This window comes from Streptococcus sp. SO2 (assembly GCF_030440025.1).
In genome coordinates, this window is record NZ_JAQFJH010000004.1 from 19,876 (window position 1) to 35,877 (window position 16,002).

Below are 16,002 nucleotides of genomic sequence, written 5' to 3' on the forward strand. Positions count from 1 at the left end.
AAAATTTTTTTAAAAATAGGTCGCAAGTCCGATGTTTTTTATGGTATAATAGTCTAAACTGATAGTAACATGTAGCGAAAGGGGTAGGTACATGATCAAAATTTATACAGTCTCAAGTTGTACTAGCTGTAAAAAAGCGAAGACCTGGCTCAATGCCCACCAGTTAAGTTATAAAGAACAAAACCTCGGTAAGGAAGGAATCACGAGAGAAGAACTACTTGATATTTTGACAAAAACAGACAATGGAATTGCAAGTATCGTATCATCGAAAAATCGTTATGCAAAGGCCCTTGGTGTTGATATCGAAGATTTGAGTGTCAATGAAGTGCTCAACCTAATCATGGAAACACCACGTATCTTGAAAAGTCCGATTCTTGTAGATGAGAAACGCCTACAAGTCGGCTATAAAGAAGACGATATCCGTGCCTTTTTGCCACGCTCTGTCCGTAATGTGGAAAATGCAGAAGCGCGTTTACGTGCGGCTCTATAAAACATCAAGGCTGGGAGTGACTCCTGGCCTTCTCTAATATTTAAATTGGATAACATGTGAGGATTTATGAAAAAGTTAGTCATTGGAACATTCGCAGCACTATTTTTGCTCGTTGGATGTGGTCAGAAAAAAGAAACAGCAGCTTCAACTACTGAGAGTTCTCAAGAAGCCCTACAGTCTACCTTGCCCGTATTAGAAAATGCAACCAAGAATACAGTTGTTACCAAGACCTTGGTTTTGCCAGCTGATGAGAGTGGTGCTCAGCAAACTCAAATCATTACCTACAAAGGCAATCAATTTTTAAGCTTGACCATTCAGCAAAAGCGTCCAGTATCAGAAGATTTAAAAAATTATATTTCTGAGCGAGGATTAGATGAAGCTAAAAAAGCTCTAAAAGAAGCTGAGGACAAGGATGAGTCTGTTCAAGCGGCTCGAAAAATTTCAGGATTTACCATCGAAACGACTCTTTTAAATGAGAAAGAGATGGAAACCAAGACTAGCTATGATTTCCAAACACTGGATCTCAAAAAAGCAAGTGAAAACGAATACTTGAAGAATGTTGGACTGGAAAATCTATTGAAAAACGAACCAGAGGACTATATTGCTAATCGTGTTGCAAATGGGGCAACAGTCCAGTAAAAAGTCAGAGAAAATCAGCAGAATCAGACTGTGTGATTTGTAGAACGACCGCGAATGTGCTATAATAGTACTATTCTAAGGAAAGAGGGTGTTAGAATGGGATTTACTGAAGAAACCGTACGTTTTAAATTGGACGATTCCAATAAAAAAGAAATCAGTGAAACATTGACAGATGTCTATGCTTCTTTGAATGAAAAGGGCTATAACCCTATTAACCAGATCGTGGGCTATGTTCTCAGTGGAGACCCAGCTTACGTTCCTCGTTATAACAATGCACGAAATCAAATCCGTAAGTATGAGCGAGATGAAATCGTTGAAGAACTGGTTCGCTACTACCTTAAAGGACAAGGAGTCGATCTATAATCTATGAGAATTATGGGATTGGACGTTGGTTCCAAAACGGTAGGAGTAGCGATTAGCGATCCGTTAGGTTTTACGGCACAAGGGCTTGAAATCATCCAAATCAATGAAGAACAGGGAGAGTTCGGTTTCGAACGACTCAAGGAATTGGTTGATACTTATAAAGTGGAGCGCTTTGTTGTTGGTTTGCCTAAAAACATGAACAATACCAGTGGACCGCGGGTAGAAGCCAGCCAAGCCTATGGGGCCAAACTAGAAGAACTCTTTGGTCTACCAGTAGAGTATCAAGATGAACGCCTAACTACGGTCGCTGCAGAGCGTATGTTGATTGAGCAAGCGGATATTAGTCGCAATAAGCGTAAAAAAGTTATTGATAAATTAGCTGCTCAATTGATTTTGCAAAATTATTTAGATAGAAAATTTTAAGACAGAGGAGAAACTATGTCACACGATCACAACCACGATCACGAAGAACGTGAACTTATTACACTTGTAGATGAGCAAGGAAACGAAACTTTATTTGAAATCCTTTTGACTATTGACGGAAAAGAAGAATTTGGTAAAAACTATGTGCTTCTTGTACCAGTTAACGCAGAAGAAGATGAAAACGGTGAAGTTGAAATCCAAGCTTATTCATTCATCGAAAATGAAGATGGAACAGAAGGTGAATTGCAACCAATCCCTGAAGATTCAGAAGATGAATGGAACATGATTGAAGAAGTCTTCAACAGCTTTATGGAGGAGTAAAAATGTTCAGTGAACATTTTTACCCTTACGCTAAAAATAAAGACCGTAAGTAAGTCTGGGAGACTGTATCAGCCCAGCTCCTTGAATTAAGAGAGAGCTGGCGAGTTCGGGGAACGTTTTTACCCCAACTCCTAGAAGCTGGAGAGAGTTGGTAAGTCGGGGGAACGTTTTTACCCTTACGCTAAAAATAAAGACAGTAAGTAAGTCTGGGAGACTGTATCAGCCCAGTTCCTTGAAATAAGAGAGAACTGGTAAGTCCGGGGGATGTTTTTACCCCTGCTTTTAGAAATAAGAAAAAGCAGGAACGTCCGGGGGATATTTTTCTCCCATACTAGAATTAAATACTAGCTAATGAAGTAAAAAGCGAAGAGAATCTTCGCTTTTTTATTAAGGATTAAGGAGATTAAGCGTGTTTGAAGTAGAAAAATGGCTTCATAGTCGAATCGGTTTGAATTTCAGATCAGGTTTGGGGCGGATGCAGAGAGCGGTAGACTTGCTGGGGAACCCTGAGCAAGCCTATCCTATTATCCATGTGACAGGGACAAATGGAAAGGGTTCAACCATCGCCTTTATGAGAGAGCTCTTTGTTTCGCACGGCAAGAAGGTGGGGACCTTTACTTCGCCCCACATTGTTAGCATTCATGATCGGATTTGTATCAATGGTCAACCTATATCGGATGCAGACTTTATCCGTTTAGCAAATCAAGTTAAGGAAATGGAGCAAAGACTCCTAGAGACACATGATCAATTGTCTTTTTTTGAGTTGTTAACCGTGATTGCTTTGCTTTATTTTAAAGAACAAGAGGTGGATCTAGTTCTATTAGAAGTTGGGATTGGTGGACTTCTTGATACCACTAATGTGGTGACTGGAGAGATTGCAGTTATTGCATCAATCGGCCTAGATCACCAGGAGACCTTGGGCAATAGTCTGGAAGAAATCGCTGAACAGAAAGCAGGAATTTTTAAGCCAGAAAGAGTAGCAGTGATTGCAAACTTAGCTCCTGAAGCCCAGCTCGTTTGTCAAAAGATAGCAGAAGATCTAGATGTAACTCTCTACCAAGCTGACCGAGATTTTTCTTTCAAATCAGGAAATTTTTCTTCTTCTCTAGCGGATTTGACCCAATTAAAACTAGGATTGGAAGGAGCTTATCAAGAGGAAAATGCCGCCCTTGCTTTGCAGGCATTTCTGTTGTTTATGACAGGGAGAGGTGAAAAGGTCAATGAGGAATCTATCCGACGTGCTTTGAAAACAACCAGCTGGGCTGGGAGGCTAGAAGCTGTTACGGAGCACATTTATCTAGATGGTGCCCACAATCTACCAGCCTTGGAGCGGTTAGTTGAATTTATCCAGGAAAAAATTCAGCAAGGTTATCAACCTCAAACCCTTTTTGGAGCTTTAAAGCGTAAAGATTACAGTGGCATGCTTGGTTATCTGACCGATCATTTGCCTGATACAGCTCTCTATGTGACGAGTTTTGACTATCAGGGATCTTTGGAGGATAAAGATTTGAGCGACTATCATAGAGTTGCTTCCTATCGAGACTTTATAGATGATTTTGAAAAGTCTGCAGGGGAGAAAGACTTACTGTTTGTTACAGGTTCCCTCTATTTTATATCTGAAGTTCGTGCCTACCTTATAAAAACATAGTTGCTTGATTGACCTTGTTTCCTTTATTTGATATAGTATAAGTAGAATAGTTCTGCAGTTTTTCTGCCTTTAGCTCCTGAAAGAAAGGAGACATTATGTCACTAAAAAAATTTACACTTTCTCTTGCTACTGTGGCAAGTCTTAGTCTTTTAGTTGCTTGTTCGTCAACAACTAAGTCGACACCTTCATCCCAAGCAAGCCCTAGCTCTGAAGTGAGCACTAGTCAAGTATCAGAAACCAGTGCTTCTAGTTCTACTACTAGTGCAAAGACTGACGCAACTACTAATATAGATGGGACCTACAAGGGACAAGACGAGGGTGATAGCATTACTCTTGTAGTCACTGGAAATACCGGAACGTGGACAGAAGTTGAAGCGAACGGAGATAAAGAGGTGAAGAAGGTGACCTTCGAACCAGAAAATCAGAGAGTCTTTATTGGAGACGATATCAAGATTTATGTGGCTGAAGAGAACCAGATTATTATCGATGACATGGACCGTGAGGCTTCAGATCGTATCGTTTTAAAGAAATAGACATCATTTGTTGGGATTTGGATCTGTAAAAGACGGATTCAAATCCTTTTTTCATTAACTTTGAGCTTAAAAAATTCCATACTCTTAAGGTAGCTAATGCCTACCCCAAAAGTATAGAATGAGGGAAATTAAAGAAATCGTTCCTGTAAAAAGTGAGCGACGCCATCTTCTTCGTTGGTCAATGGTAATTGCTCGTCTGCGAAAGGTAACAGAGCAGGATTTGCGTTTTTCATAGCATAGCCTTTACTTGCAAAAGAAAGCATTTCTTGGTCATTATGTTCGTCACCAAAGGCAATCAAATTCTGTTTGTCTATATTCATGACCTTGAGAAGATATTCGAGGGCAAAGGCCTTGTGAACTCCTTTGGGAGTACATTCGAGAATGTTCAAAGGGCCACCCCAAGTGTTAATATTGAGTTGGTGCTTGTAAAAGCTGTTCATCTCTTCAGCTAGTGCATATTTATCGTCTGCCCTAGTTTGTAATAAAATGCAGTTAGGCCCCTTGGTCACTAAGTCAGACTGGAATTGATTTTCAGGGCGAAAGTTTTCAACACCAAATAATTTAGGGTTGGCAATTTCTTTGTCTGGGGCTGTAATGTAAAACTTTTTACGGTATTCACCTGCGATAAAGTCTGCCTCGATCTCCTCTTTTCGTTTCACGATATCCAAGAGGTATTTTTTGTCCACAGTCAGACACTTTTCATGTTTCCAAGTCTTACCTGGCAGATGAGTGAGTGAACCGTTGAAGTTGATCATAGGGGTTTCAAGTTCAAGTTGATCATAAAAATCTTTGGCCATACGGTAAGGGCGACCAGTTGCGATAACAACTTGGTGGCCTTTTTTAGAGATTTTCTTAATCGTTTCAATAGTAAAATCAGAAAGTTTGCTTTCAGAGTTGAGCAAGGTTCCGTCCAAATCGACGGCAATCATTTTTTTAGTCATAAAATCCTCCCGAATCTAGTTTCAGATAAGATGTTTTCTATTATATCAGAAAGTGACTAGAAAAGCTGATAATAAGCGAAAATAGGGAGAATAATATCTTATAAGAATTTTTAAAATTAGAAAAAACATCTTGAAAAGATGAATGATTGGTGATATAATAGTAGTATTGTTCGTAAAATGACAAAGGAGATTAAAAATGGACAAACTATTTAAACTAAAAGAGCACGGGACAGATGTCCGTACAGAGGTTCTTGCTGGTTTAACAACTTTCTTTGCAATGAGTTATATTCTCTTTGTAAACCCTCAAATGCTTTCACAAACAGGAATGCCTGTTCAGGGTGTATTCTTGGCGACAATTATCGGTTCTGTTGTGGGAACTTTGATGATGGCCTTCTATGCTAACTTGCCATATGCGCAAGCTCCAGGTATGGGACTAAATGCCTTCTTCACATTTACCGTCGTATTTGGGATGGGTTATAAATGGCAAGAAGCCCTTGGGATGGTCTTCATCTGTGGGATTATTTCATTGATTATTACATTGACCAATGTTCGTAAAATGATCATCGAATCTATTCCTACAACTCTTCGTTCAGCGATTTCAGCTGGTATTGGGGTTTTCCTTGCTTATGTTGGGATTAAGAATGCTGGTCTCTTGAAATTCTCGATTGACCCAGGTACCTATACAGTAGCAGGTGAAGGAGCAGATAAGGCTCAAGCAGCACTTACTGCAAACTCAGCAGCTGTTCCAGGATTGGTAGACTTCAACACTCCAGCTGTCTTGGTAGCTCTTGCAGGTCTTGCCATTACTATCTTCTTCGTTGTTAAGGGAATCAAAGGTGGTATCATCCTTTCTATTTTGACAACGACAGTTCTTGCCATTGCTGTTGGTCTTGTTGATTTGTCTAGCATTGACTTTGCAAGCAATAATCTTTCATCAGCAGTTAACGACCTAGGAACTTTGTTTGGTGCTGCTATTGGTTCAGAAGGATTGGGATCTCTGATTTCAAACACTTCTCGTTTACCAGAAACCTTGATGGCCATTCTTGCTTTCTCATTGACAGATATTTTTGATACTATCGGTACTCTTATCGGTACTGGTGAAAAAGTTGGTATCATTGCAACAAGTGGTGAAAACCATGAGTCAGCTAAATTGGATAAGGCTCTTTACTCTGACTTGGTGGCAACTTCAGTAGGTGCTATTGCAGGTACTTCAAACGTTACAACTTATGTTGAGTCTGCAGCGGGTATCGGTGCTGGTGGACGTACTGGTTTGACAGCTTTGGTTGTTGCCATCTGTTTTGCCCTATCAAGCTTCTTTAGCCCACTTCTAGCAATTGTTCCAACAGCTGCAACTGCACCAATTTTGATCATCGTCGGAATTATGATGCTTTCTAACTTGAAAAATATCCCTTGGGATGATATGGCTGAAGCTGTTCCAGCTTTCTTCACATCTATCTTTATGGGATTCAGCTACTCAATCACACAAGGGATTGCCGTTGGTTTCTTAACTTATACTTTGACGAAGGTTGTCAAAGGTCAAGTGAAAGATGTGCATGTCATGATTTGGATTTTGGATGCCTTGTTTATCTTGAACTACATCAGTATGGCTCTTAACTAATGACAAAAACAAAAAAAGAGGGGAGTCTCCTCTTTTTTTGTTGATGGAAATATCACAAAATAAAACTTTTTGGTATAATAAATACATGTACACAAAAAATGAAGATGAGTTGATTGCACTTGGGGAAGACTTAGGGCATTTGTTAGAAAAAAATGATGTGTTGATTTTGACTGGTGAATTAGGTGCTGGGAAAACAACGCTAACAAAGGGTCTGGCTAAGGGATTAGGCATTCATCAAATGATTAAGAGTCCTACTTATACCATTGTTAGAGAATATGAAGGACGTCTACCCATGTATCACTTAGATGTTTATCGCATCGAAGGGGATGCAGATTCTATCGACTTGGATGAATTCCTTTTTGGTTCAGGTGTAACGGTTATTGAGTGGGGACATCTATTGGGGGAAAATCTTCCATCAGATTATCTGGAGTTAGAAATCCTTAAAAAAGATGAGGGCCGAGAAATCGTCTTTCATGCTCATGGCCAAAGAGCGACAGAACTTTTGAAAGGATTGACGGATGGAGTATGATCTTTTAATCCGTGAAGCGGAAGCCCAGGATGCTTCAGCGGTCATTGCTCTCTTAGATCAAATTGGTCAAGAGACTAGTTTTACCAGTCTGGATGAAAATGGGATTGCAATGAGTGAGTCTGAAATGCAACATTTTTTGGATAAGCAGGCCCAGTCGGATAATCAAATTACCCTACTCGCTTTTTTGAATGATGAGTTAGTAGGAATCATCAATACAACAGCTGATCAACGTCCGCGAGTCCGTCATATTGGAGATGTCTTTTTAGGAATAAAAAAAGCTTACTGGGGAAATGGTCTCGGTAGTATCTTGATGGAAGAAACTATTGAATGGGCCAAATCAAGTGGTAGTATTCGACGGTTACAATTGACAGTTCAAAAAAGAAATCTTGCTGCGGTACATCTGTATGAAAAAATGGGCTTTAACATAGAAGGATTACAGGAACGTGGTGCTTGTATAGAAGGAGGAGAGTTTCTAGATGTTTACCTGATGGGTCAACTGATAGATGAATAAAAGTATGGCAAAAAAGATAATCGGAATGTTTTTAGGCTTTGTTCTTGTGACAGTACTTGGTGTGGGAGCTTATGCCTATACGATCTACCAACAGAGTACACAGACTTTGGCCAAAACTTATAAAAAAATCGGAGAAGAAACCAAGGTCATTGAAGCGACCGAACCTCTGACGATCTTGCTTATGGGAGTGGACACAGGGAATGTTGAACGTACAGATCCATGGGCTGGTAATAGTGATTCAATGATCTTGGTGACAGTGAATCCTAAAACCAAGAAGACAGTCATGATGAGTTTGGAGCGTGATATTCTCACACAAATCCAGCAGCCAGATGGTAGTGTAATGGAGGCTAAACTCAATGCCGCCTACGCCAATGGTGGAGCAGAGTTGTCTATTTCAACGATTCAAAAAATGATGAATATCCATATTGACCGTTATGTGATGGTCAACATGCATGGACTTCAAAGAATGGTTGATGCAGTAGGTGGAATTACAGTGAACAACACTCTAGGTTTCCCAATCTCTATCCAAGATCAGGAACCATTTAATACAATTTCTATCGGTGTTGGTGAACAGAAGCTAAATGGTGAAGAAGCCCTTGTTTATTCACGTATGCGTTATCAGGATCCAGAAGGAGACTATGGTCGTCAAAAACGTCAGCGTGAAGTGATTCAAAAAGTTGTTGAGAAGATTCTTAGTCTGAACAGTGTGAGTCACTATCAAGAGATTCTGAAGGCTCTTAGTGACAATATGCAGACAAATATCGAGATTACAACAACAACGATTCCTCAGTTGATGGGTTATCAAGATTCGTTTAAGAATATTGAGTCTCAACAATTGCGTGGAGAGGATGCAATGCTTCAAGGGACATCTTACCAAATCGTGACATCTGAGCATATGTTAGAGATGCAAAATCTTTTACGCCGTTCACTCGGGCAACCAGAAGTTACGAATTTGGAGACCAACGTAGTCTTGTATGAGAATCTTTATGGTCAGGGTCAGTTGCCTCAATCTACTAGTGTTGCAGTAGAAGAGTTAGAATAATAGGAAACTATTCATCAAATCGTAGGAATTATCCTGCGATTTTTTCAAAGAAATCCGAATAGGTAAGTAGGAGGAAAAAATGAAAGCAGAAATTATAGCTGTTGGAACAGAGATTTTGACAGGTCAGATTGTCAATACCAATGCGCAATTCTTGTCTGAAAAGTTGGCTGAAATCGGTGTAGATGTCTATTTTCAGACAGCTGTAGGAGATAACGAGGCTCGTCTCTTATCCTTGTTAGAAATTGCTCAGAATCGCAGTAGTCTAGTTATTTTAACAGGTGGCTTGGGGCCAACGGAAGATGATTTGACCAAGCAAACTTTGGCCCAATTTTTAGGACGTGACTTGACTTTTGATCCTCAGGCTCAGGCTAAGCTAGATGACTTTTTTGCTCATCGACCAGACTATGCTAGAACTCCAAATAATGAACGCCAGGCTCAAATCGTTCAAGGTTCAACTCCATTACCAAACGAAACAGGACTGGCAGTCGGTGGCATGATCGAGGTGGCTGGGGTAACCTACGTCGTTCTACCAGGACCTCCAAGTGAATTGAAACCTATGGTTTTAAATGAGTTGCTTCCAAGATTGACAACGGGATCTAAGCTCTATTCACGTGTGCTACGTTTCTTTGGGATTGGTGAGAGCCAGCTAGTGACCATTCTATCAGATTTGATTGACCAGCAGACGGATCCAACCTTGGCACCTTATGCTAAAACTGGGGAAGTGACGCTTCGCTTATCGACCAAGGCTAAGAGTCAAGAAGAAGCGGATCGTGTTCTAGATACTTTAGAACAAAAAATCCTTGAAAGAGAAACTTTTGAGGGTGTTTCACTTCGAGAAATTTGCTATGGCTATGGGGAAGAAACCAGCTTGGCTAGCCTGGTAGTAGAAGAGTTGAAAAAGCAAAAGAAAACTATCACTGCAGCAGAAAGCTTGACTGCAGGTCTTTTTCAAGCTACTTTGGCTGATTTCTCAGGTGTATCTGCTATCTTTAAAGGTGGTTTTGTGACCTATAGCCTTGAAGAAAAAGCTAAGATGCTTGATATTCCACATGCTGAATTGGAAAAACACGGAGTCGTCTCAGCCTTTACTGCTGAAAAAATGGCTGAACAGGCACGAATCAAGACCCAGTCAGATTTTGGAATTAGTTTGACAGGAGTGGCTGGACCAGATAGTCTAGAAGGACATCCAGCAGGTACCGTCTTTATCGCTTTGGCGCAAGCTTCGGGGACAGAAGTTATCCAGGCCAATATCGCAGGTAGAAGTCGTGCAGATGTGCGAGAAATTGCAGTCTTACATGCCTTTAACCTAGTTCGCAAAGCTTTATTAAGTGCTGGAGATTTGTTATAATAGAAGAAGGTCTAAGGACTATTAGAATACAGGAGAATATAATGGCGAAAAAACCAACAAAAAAATTAGACGAAATTGGCAAAAAATTTGGTGCTGATCGTGAAAAAGCCCTAAACGATGCCCTTAAATTGATTGAAAAAGATTTCGGTAAGGGATCAATCATGCGCTTGGGTGAACGTGCAGAGCAAAAGGTCCAAGTGATGAGCTCAGGTTCTTTGGCTCTTGATATCGCACTCGGATCAGGTGGTTATCCAAAGGGACGTATCATCGAAATCTACGGGCCAGAATCATCAGGTAAGACAACGGTTGCCCTTCATGCGGTAGCGCAAGCGCAAAAAGAAGGCGGAATTGCTGCCTTTATCGATGCGGAGCACGCTCTTGATCCAGCCTATGCAGCAGCGCTTGGTGTTAATATCGATGAATTGCTCTTGTCACAACCAGATTCAGGTGAGCAAGGTCTTGAAATTGCTGGGAAATTGATTGACTCAGGTGCAGTTGATCTTGTTGTTATCGACTCAGTTGCTGCCCTTGTACCTCGTGCAGAAATCGATGGAGATATCGGAGATAGCCACGTTGGTCTTCAAGCTCGTATGATGAGCCAGGCTATGCGTAAACTCGGAGCTTCTATTAATAAGACTAAGACAATCGCTATCTTCATTAACCAATTGCGTGAAAAAGTAGGAGTTATGTTTGGTAATCCAGAGACAACTCCTGGTGGACGTGCCCTTAAATTCTACGCTTCTGTTCGTTTGGATGTTCGTGGAAGCACACAAATCAAGGGAACTGGTGACCAAAAAGATACGAGCGTAGGTAAGGAAACCAAGATTAAGGTTGTTAAAAACAAGGTAGCTCCACCATTCAAAGAAGCCTTTGTTGAAATCATGTATGGTGAAGGAATTTCAAGAACTGGTGAGCTTTTGAAGATTGCAAGTGATCTTGACATCATCAAGAAGGCAGGAGCATGGTACTCTTATAAAGACGAAAAGATCGGTCAAGGTTCTGAAAATGCTAAGAAATACTTGGCGGATCACCCAGAAGTCTTTGACGAGATTGACCACCAAGTTCGTGTCAAGTTTGGCTTGATTGAAGATGATGCGGTAGCTGATGAAAAAGTTGCACCTGTGGAATCAGAAGTAGCTAATCAAGAAGTGACTCTTGACCTTGGCGATGATCTTGAAATCGAAATTGAAGATTAAAAAGTAAAAGTGGCGGAGGAATCCCCACTTTTTCTGTTATCTTGGACTAAGGAATTGAAACAATGTGAGCTTAAGATTTGCTAAAACTAGCATCTTCAGATAAAAAGCAGAAAGCCTATTGAAAAAGATTTGATTTGATGATAAAATAAATTAAAAGAAAAATTAGTATTAGGAGATTATTATGGAAAAACGTCTAGTTCGTAACGTTCAAGATAAAAAAATTGCTGGTGTTTGTGCAGGTCTTGCTGACTATTTAGATATGGACCAAACATTGGTTCGTGCTATTTGGATTCTCTTTACATTGCTAGGTGGATCAGGAATTCTTGCTTACCTCATTCTTTGGCTCATCATGCCAGAAGCTGGAACAGAAGCGTAAACTTAGTGCATCTTTATAAGATAAATCATGATAAGGCTGAAACAAAATTGTTTCAGCCTTATTTATGATGAGCTGGGGATAGTTTTTTTCAAATTTTCATCTTCTTTGGGAAAAATAAAAAATCACCTGCGACAGGTGATTGTATATCGGTTATAGAGAAAATTACAAATCTTTAATGGAGATTCAAAGTTGCAATCTAGATTAGTGTTCACTAAAGCGACGGTACTCAATGTGGAAGTCAAAGTAATTCTCTTCTTGCAATTTTTGAAAGATATTGCGATAGGCTTCTTCATCAAAATGGTCACCGCGATAGAGAATTTCAAAGCTCATACCCTCGTATTCTAATAGAGCGTTGGCAGTTTTAAAACCATTTTGTAGGTAGAAGTCCATGCGAGCTTTTCGTTGTTCGAGGTTATCACAATCCTCGTCCAAACGCTCCACTTCAAGAATCATGGTACGTTGGTAAAAATCAATGAGTTTTTCAATGATTTCTCTCCCGTAGCCATGACTACGTAGATGGGGCATAATGGCAAAGAAGCTAATGTAGAAAGCTTTTTGGTTGGAAATGGCAAAAGCGAAGCCGACAAATTCTTCCTCGTTATAGAAAGCGAAAAAGTGAGCGTCATCTCTATCTTGGTAACTTAAAAATTCTTCCAAAGGGACCCGTTCTTCTTCAGGAAAGGCTTCCTTGTTTAATTGGTCAACTTTCTCAAGGTCTGGGAATATATCTGTAATTAACTGGCTGGTTAAGCTCATACATAGCCTCCTTTTCTGTCACGATTATACCAGATTGTTTGTATCTAGGCAACGCTTTCTTATCCAAACTCCCTTGTTCCCCTACTAGAAAGCTGATATAATAGCCTTATGAATAAAAAATCAACGGTGGACCTGATTCATGGTCCCATCCTTCCTGCGCTAATTAGTTTTGCATTACCGATTCTACTGTCCAATATCTTTCAGCAACTTTACAATACGGCTGATATCTTGATTGTTGGGCGTTTTTTAGGGCAAGATTCCTTGGCGGCAGTCGGAGCAACGACAGCCATTTTTGATTTGATTATCGGCTTTGCCCTCGGTGTTGGAAATGGGATGGGGGTTGTTATTGCACGTCTCTACGGCGCTCGTAATTTTGAAAAGATTAAGGAAGCTGTCGCAGCAACTTGGATTTTAGGGATTATCTTGAGTGTGCTTGTCATGTTGATGGGCTTTTTTGGTCTTTATCCACTCTTACAGTACCTAGAAACACCTGCAGAAATTCTTCCTCAGTCCTATGAATATATCTCCATGATTGTTAGCTGTGTGGGAGTGAGCTTTGCTTATAATCTTTTTGCAGGTTTGCTACGCTCTGTTGGTGATAGTCTTGCTGCGCTTGGTTTTCTTATTTTCTCAGCCATCGTTAATGTCATTCTGGATTTGTATTTTATTACACAATTGCAGTTAGGTGTTCAATCTGCTGGTCTTGCAACCATTATCTCCCAGGGCTTGTCAGCTATCCTTTGTTATCTCTATATCCGAAAGAGTGTTCCAGAGCTCCTTCCTAGGTGGAAAGATTTCAGATGGAATAAGGCTCTCTATATTGATCTTTTGGAGCAGGGGCTAGCCATGGGCTTGATGGGTTCAATCGTCTCTGTCGGAAGTGTTATTTTGCAATCCTCTGTCAATAGTTTTGGAGCAGTCATTATCAGCGCTCAGACGGCAGCACGCCGAATCATGGCCTTTGCCTTATTGCCAATGACGGCTATTTCAGCCTCTATGACCACATTTATCTCTCAAAACTTTGGGGCAAAACGTCCAGAACGTATTGTTCACGGTCTTCGACTAGGGAGTTATATCAGTATGGCTTGGGCGAGCTTTGCCTGTATTTTCCTATTTTTTGCAAGTCCTTCTCTGGTTTCTTTCCTGGCAAGTTCGACAGACGGCTACTTGATTGAAAATGGGACTTTATACCTACGCATCAGTTCTGTATTCTATCCATTTTTGAGTCTTTTATTGATCTATAGGAATAGCTTACAAGGGCTAGGTCAAAAGTTCCTACCTCTCGTATCTAGCTTTATCGAGTTATTTGGGAAAATCGTGTTTGTGGCTTGGATTATTCCTTGGACAGGCTATACAGGTGTGATTCTATGTGAGCCCCTTCTCTGGCTAGTTATGACTGCTCAACTTTACTTCTCACTTTCCAAGCATCCATGGATCAAAGAAGGCAAGAAAATCTTGGTTGCTGGTGGGAAATCCTAGCTTGATTTACAAAAGAAAATCTATTTCCTCTAGTGAAAATCAGGTAGACTTGTGTTATAATAAGAAAGATTAAAATGTGAAAAAAGGAGATTCCTAATGGGACGTAAATGGGCCAATATCGTAGCTAAGAAAACAGCTAAAGATGGAGCTAACTCTAAAGTATATGCAAAATTTGGTGTAGAAATCTATGTAGCAGCTAAAAAAGGTGAACCAGATCCAGAATTAAACACTGCTTTGAAATTCGTTGTCGATCGTGCCAAACAAGCGCAAGTGCCAAAACACGTTATTGATAAGGCTATCGATAAAGCAAAAGGAAACACAGACGAAACCTTTACAGAAGGTCGTTACGAAGGTTTCGGACCAAATGGTTCTATGTTGATCGTTGATACTTTGACTTCAAACGTTAACCGTACAGCTGCCAACGTGCGTGCTGCCTTTGGTAAAAACGGCGGAAATATGGGAGCTTCAGGTTCTGTATCTTATCTCTTTGACAACAAGGGTGTTATCGTATTTGCAGGTGACGATGCTGATGCTATTTTTGAACTCTTGCTTGAAGCAGATGTTGATGTAGATGATGTAGAAGCAGAAGAAGGAACAATCACTGTCTACACTGCACCAACTGACCTTCACAAGGCTATCGTTGCTTTGCGTGAGTCTGGTATTGAAGAATTCCAAGTAACTGAATTGGAAATGATTCCTCAATCAGAAGTTGAGTTGTCAGGTGAAGATTTGGAAACATTTGAAAAACTCTACGGAGTCCTTGAAGACGACGAAGACGTACAAAAAATCTACACGAACGTAGACGGATTCTAAGAATGAAAATAACCCCTTTGAACATTCAATATTTTCAAGGGGTTTGTTTATCTTGTGATGACAAAAGGGGTAAGAAAGAGACAAAAATCTCTTTTGCCCAAAACGTTATTAGTTATCTATAATCGTCTATAATCCAATGGATTGTGGAAATATCGTGGTGCTGGGATTTAGAGATCGAGACTTGGTCTACCGATTGCTATTCCCAGCACCTTTTTAGTTATGTTAAATTTTCACTCCAGAATCAGATTGTTCTTTGCGGTCCAGTCCGATGGCGAATTTACGGATCAGAAGAAACTGGCCATTTTCTTGTTTTACGAAGGTGAGCACAACTGTCTTAGGATCTGAACTGATGGAGAGATAGGTGATTCTTTTTATTTCATAGTCTCCCATGACTGAATCTGTTTCTGAATCTGGGATTCCGTGTTTCCTGATAATATCTTTGTAGTTGCTGCCACCTTTCCCGCTATCAGAAGTGTCCCCTTCTACCAAGGCATCGAACTGTTCCTGGCTCCAAGTGAAGAATTCAGTATCCTCCTCGTCATTCCCCTCGTCTGTACTACTATCAGGAAGTTCACCATAATCCTCAGTATCAGTCGAAGAAGTGATGTTTCTATAGGGGTGACTAAAGGTTCTGGCAAGGTCAGTAAAGACATGAGTAGATAGAACTTGAGTTGTTAAAACAAGGACAATGGAAATAAGACCTAGGGTTGTCCCGATGATAGCCAATGTTTTACGGTTTCTGAGATTGAGGGCAATGCCAGAAACTCCTAAAATCAAAGTGGCAATGGCAAGGAAAAATGATAGGATGTTGACGATAGGTATCCAAGAACCAAGAAGCGCCAGGGCTCCAAAGATGATGGCAAGGATTCCTAAGAGTTTCTGTTCTTTTTGTTTCATGTGTGAATTTCTCATTTCTAGTAAACTGGATTTGTGTTCGTGTGAGATAGTGTTTATTATAGATAAAATAAGAGCTGAT

At 40.3% G+C, this 16,002-nt stretch carries 19 protein-coding genes; 16 read left to right on the forward strand and 3 right to left on the reverse strand.

Annotated elements, in window-relative coordinates; translation table 11 throughout:
- Positions 1-91 precede the first annotated feature (91 nt).
- The 7 genes from spx (at position 92) to PCY17_RS05655 (ending at position 4,417) form a co-directional block, all read left to right on the forward strand.
- Positions 92-490 carry a transcriptional regulator Spx gene (spx, locus tag PCY17_RS05625; RefSeq protein ID WP_000591165.1) on the forward strand — a complete coding sequence of 133 codons (399 nt, stop codon included), beginning with the start codon at positions 92-94 and terminating at the stop codon, positions 488-490.
- Between the two features lie 66 nt (positions 491-556).
- Positions 557-1,129: an SP0191 family lipoprotein gene (locus PCY17_RS05630; protein WP_000737513.1), complete on the forward strand. Its 573-nt coding sequence runs from the start codon at positions 557-559 to the stop codon at positions 1,127-1,129.
- A gap of 96 nt (positions 1,130-1,225) precedes the next feature.
- Positions 1,226-1,492 (forward strand): IreB family regulatory phosphoprotein, encoded by a 267-nt coding sequence (locus PCY17_RS05635; RefSeq protein WP_000507060.1) that lies wholly within the window; start codon positions 1,226-1,228, stop codon positions 1,490-1,492.
- Between the two features lie 3 nt (positions 1,493-1,495).
- A complete protein-coding gene (ruvX, locus tag PCY17_RS05640; RefSeq protein ID WP_006149608.1) occupies positions 1,496-1,915 on the forward strand; it encodes a Holliday junction resolvase RuvX in 420 nt (139 codons plus the stop codon).
- A gap of 15 nt (positions 1,916-1,930) precedes the next feature.
- The gene (locus PCY17_RS05645) at positions 1,931-2,236 is read left to right on the forward strand and encodes a DUF1292 domain-containing protein (protein ID WP_000017624.1); all 306 of its coding nucleotides are present in this window, start codon (positions 1,931-1,933) and stop codon (positions 2,234-2,236) included.
- Between the two features lie 409 nt (positions 2,237-2,645).
- Positions 2,646-3,884 carry a folylpolyglutamate synthase/dihydrofolate synthase family protein gene (locus PCY17_RS05650; RefSeq protein WP_301392114.1) on the forward strand — a complete coding sequence of 413 codons (1,239 nt, stop codon included), beginning with the start codon at positions 2,646-2,648 and terminating at the stop codon, positions 3,882-3,884.
- Between the two features lie 95 nt (positions 3,885-3,979).
- Positions 3,980-4,417 carry an SP_0198 family lipoprotein gene (locus PCY17_RS05655; protein ID WP_301392115.1) on the forward strand — a complete coding sequence of 146 codons (438 nt, stop codon included), beginning with the start codon at positions 3,980-3,982 and terminating at the stop codon, positions 4,415-4,417.
- A 128-nt stretch (positions 4,418-4,545) separates the two neighbouring features.
- Here the strand turns inward: PCY17_RS05655 and PCY17_RS05660 are convergent, their stop codons facing one another.
- Positions 4,546-5,358 (reverse strand): Cof-type HAD-IIB family hydrolase, encoded by an 813-nt coding sequence (locus PCY17_RS05660; protein WP_049508958.1) that lies wholly within the window; start codon positions 5,356-5,358, stop codon positions 4,546-4,548.
- Positions 5,359-5,554: 196 nt separating this feature from the next.
- Between PCY17_RS05660 and PCY17_RS05665 the strand changes: the two genes are divergently transcribed.
- From PCY17_RS05665 to PCY17_RS05695, 7 genes are all read left to right on the forward strand, one after another.
- A complete protein-coding gene (locus tag PCY17_RS05665; RefSeq protein ID WP_301392116.1) occupies positions 5,555-6,976 on the forward strand; it encodes an NCS2 family permease in 1,422 nt (473 codons plus the stop codon).
- A gap of 85 nt (positions 6,977-7,061) precedes the next feature.
- On the forward strand, positions 7,062-7,505 hold the full coding sequence (tsaE, locus tag PCY17_RS05670) for a tRNA (adenosine(37)-N6)-threonylcarbamoyltransferase complex ATPase subunit type 1 TsaE (RefSeq protein ID WP_301392118.1): 444 nt from the start codon (positions 7,062-7,064) through the stop codon (positions 7,503-7,505).
- On the forward strand, positions 7,495-8,016 hold the full coding sequence (locus PCY17_RS05675; protein WP_049526485.1) for a GNAT family N-acetyltransferase: 522 nt from the start codon (positions 7,495-7,497) through the stop codon (positions 8,014-8,016). The genes tsaE and PCY17_RS05675 overlap by 11 nt, the downstream gene beginning before the upstream one ends.
- A gap of 4 nt (positions 8,017-8,020) precedes the next feature.
- Positions 8,021-9,058, forward strand: a complete 1,038-nt coding sequence (locus tag PCY17_RS05680; protein ID WP_045762589.1) for an LCP family protein — start codon at positions 8,021-8,023, stop codon at positions 9,056-9,058.
- Positions 9,059-9,137: 79 nt separating this feature from the next.
- Positions 9,138-10,406, forward strand: coding sequence for a competence/damage-inducible protein A (locus PCY17_RS05685; RefSeq protein ID WP_301392119.1), 1,269 nt, complete (start codon positions 9,138-9,140; stop codon positions 10,404-10,406).
- 41 nt (positions 10,407-10,447) lie between these two features.
- Positions 10,448-11,602 (forward strand): recombinase RecA, encoded by a 1,155-nt coding sequence (gene recA, locus PCY17_RS05690; protein WP_001085523.1) that lies wholly within the window; start codon positions 10,448-10,450, stop codon positions 11,600-11,602.
- Positions 11,603-11,783: 181 nt separating this feature from the next.
- Complete coding sequence (locus tag PCY17_RS05695; protein WP_049502854.1) at positions 11,784-11,978, forward strand: PspC domain-containing protein; 195 nt, start codon at positions 11,784-11,786, stop codon at positions 11,976-11,978.
- 201 nt (positions 11,979-12,179) lie between these two features.
- On the opposite strand, the gene PCY17_RS05700 is transcribed toward PCY17_RS05695, so the two are convergent.
- Positions 12,180-12,734: a GNAT family N-acetyltransferase gene (locus tag PCY17_RS05700; protein ID WP_301392120.1), complete on the reverse strand. Its 555-nt coding sequence runs from the start codon at positions 12,732-12,734 to the stop codon at positions 12,180-12,182.
- 108 nt (positions 12,735-12,842) lie between these two features.
- Between PCY17_RS05700 and PCY17_RS05705 the strand changes: the two genes are divergently transcribed.
- Both PCY17_RS05705 and PCY17_RS05710 read left to right on the forward strand, forming a co-directional pair.
- Positions 12,843-14,213 (forward strand): MATE family efflux transporter, encoded by a 1,371-nt coding sequence (locus PCY17_RS05705; protein ID WP_301392121.1) that lies wholly within the window; start codon positions 12,843-12,845, stop codon positions 14,211-14,213.
- Between the two features lie 96 nt (positions 14,214-14,309).
- Positions 14,310-15,026: a YebC/PmpR family DNA-binding transcriptional regulator gene (locus PCY17_RS05710; RefSeq protein WP_301392122.1), complete on the forward strand. Its 717-nt coding sequence runs from the start codon at positions 14,310-14,312 to the stop codon at positions 15,024-15,026.
- 222 nt (positions 15,027-15,248) lie between these two features.
- Here PCY17_RS05710 and PCY17_RS05715 read toward each other — a convergent pair whose 3' ends face one another.
- On the reverse strand, positions 15,249-15,923 hold the full coding sequence (locus tag PCY17_RS05715) for a CD20-like domain-containing protein (RefSeq protein ID WP_301392123.1): 675 nt from the start codon (positions 15,921-15,923) through the stop codon (positions 15,249-15,251).
- Between the last annotated feature and the right edge of the window lie 79 nt (positions 15,924-16,002).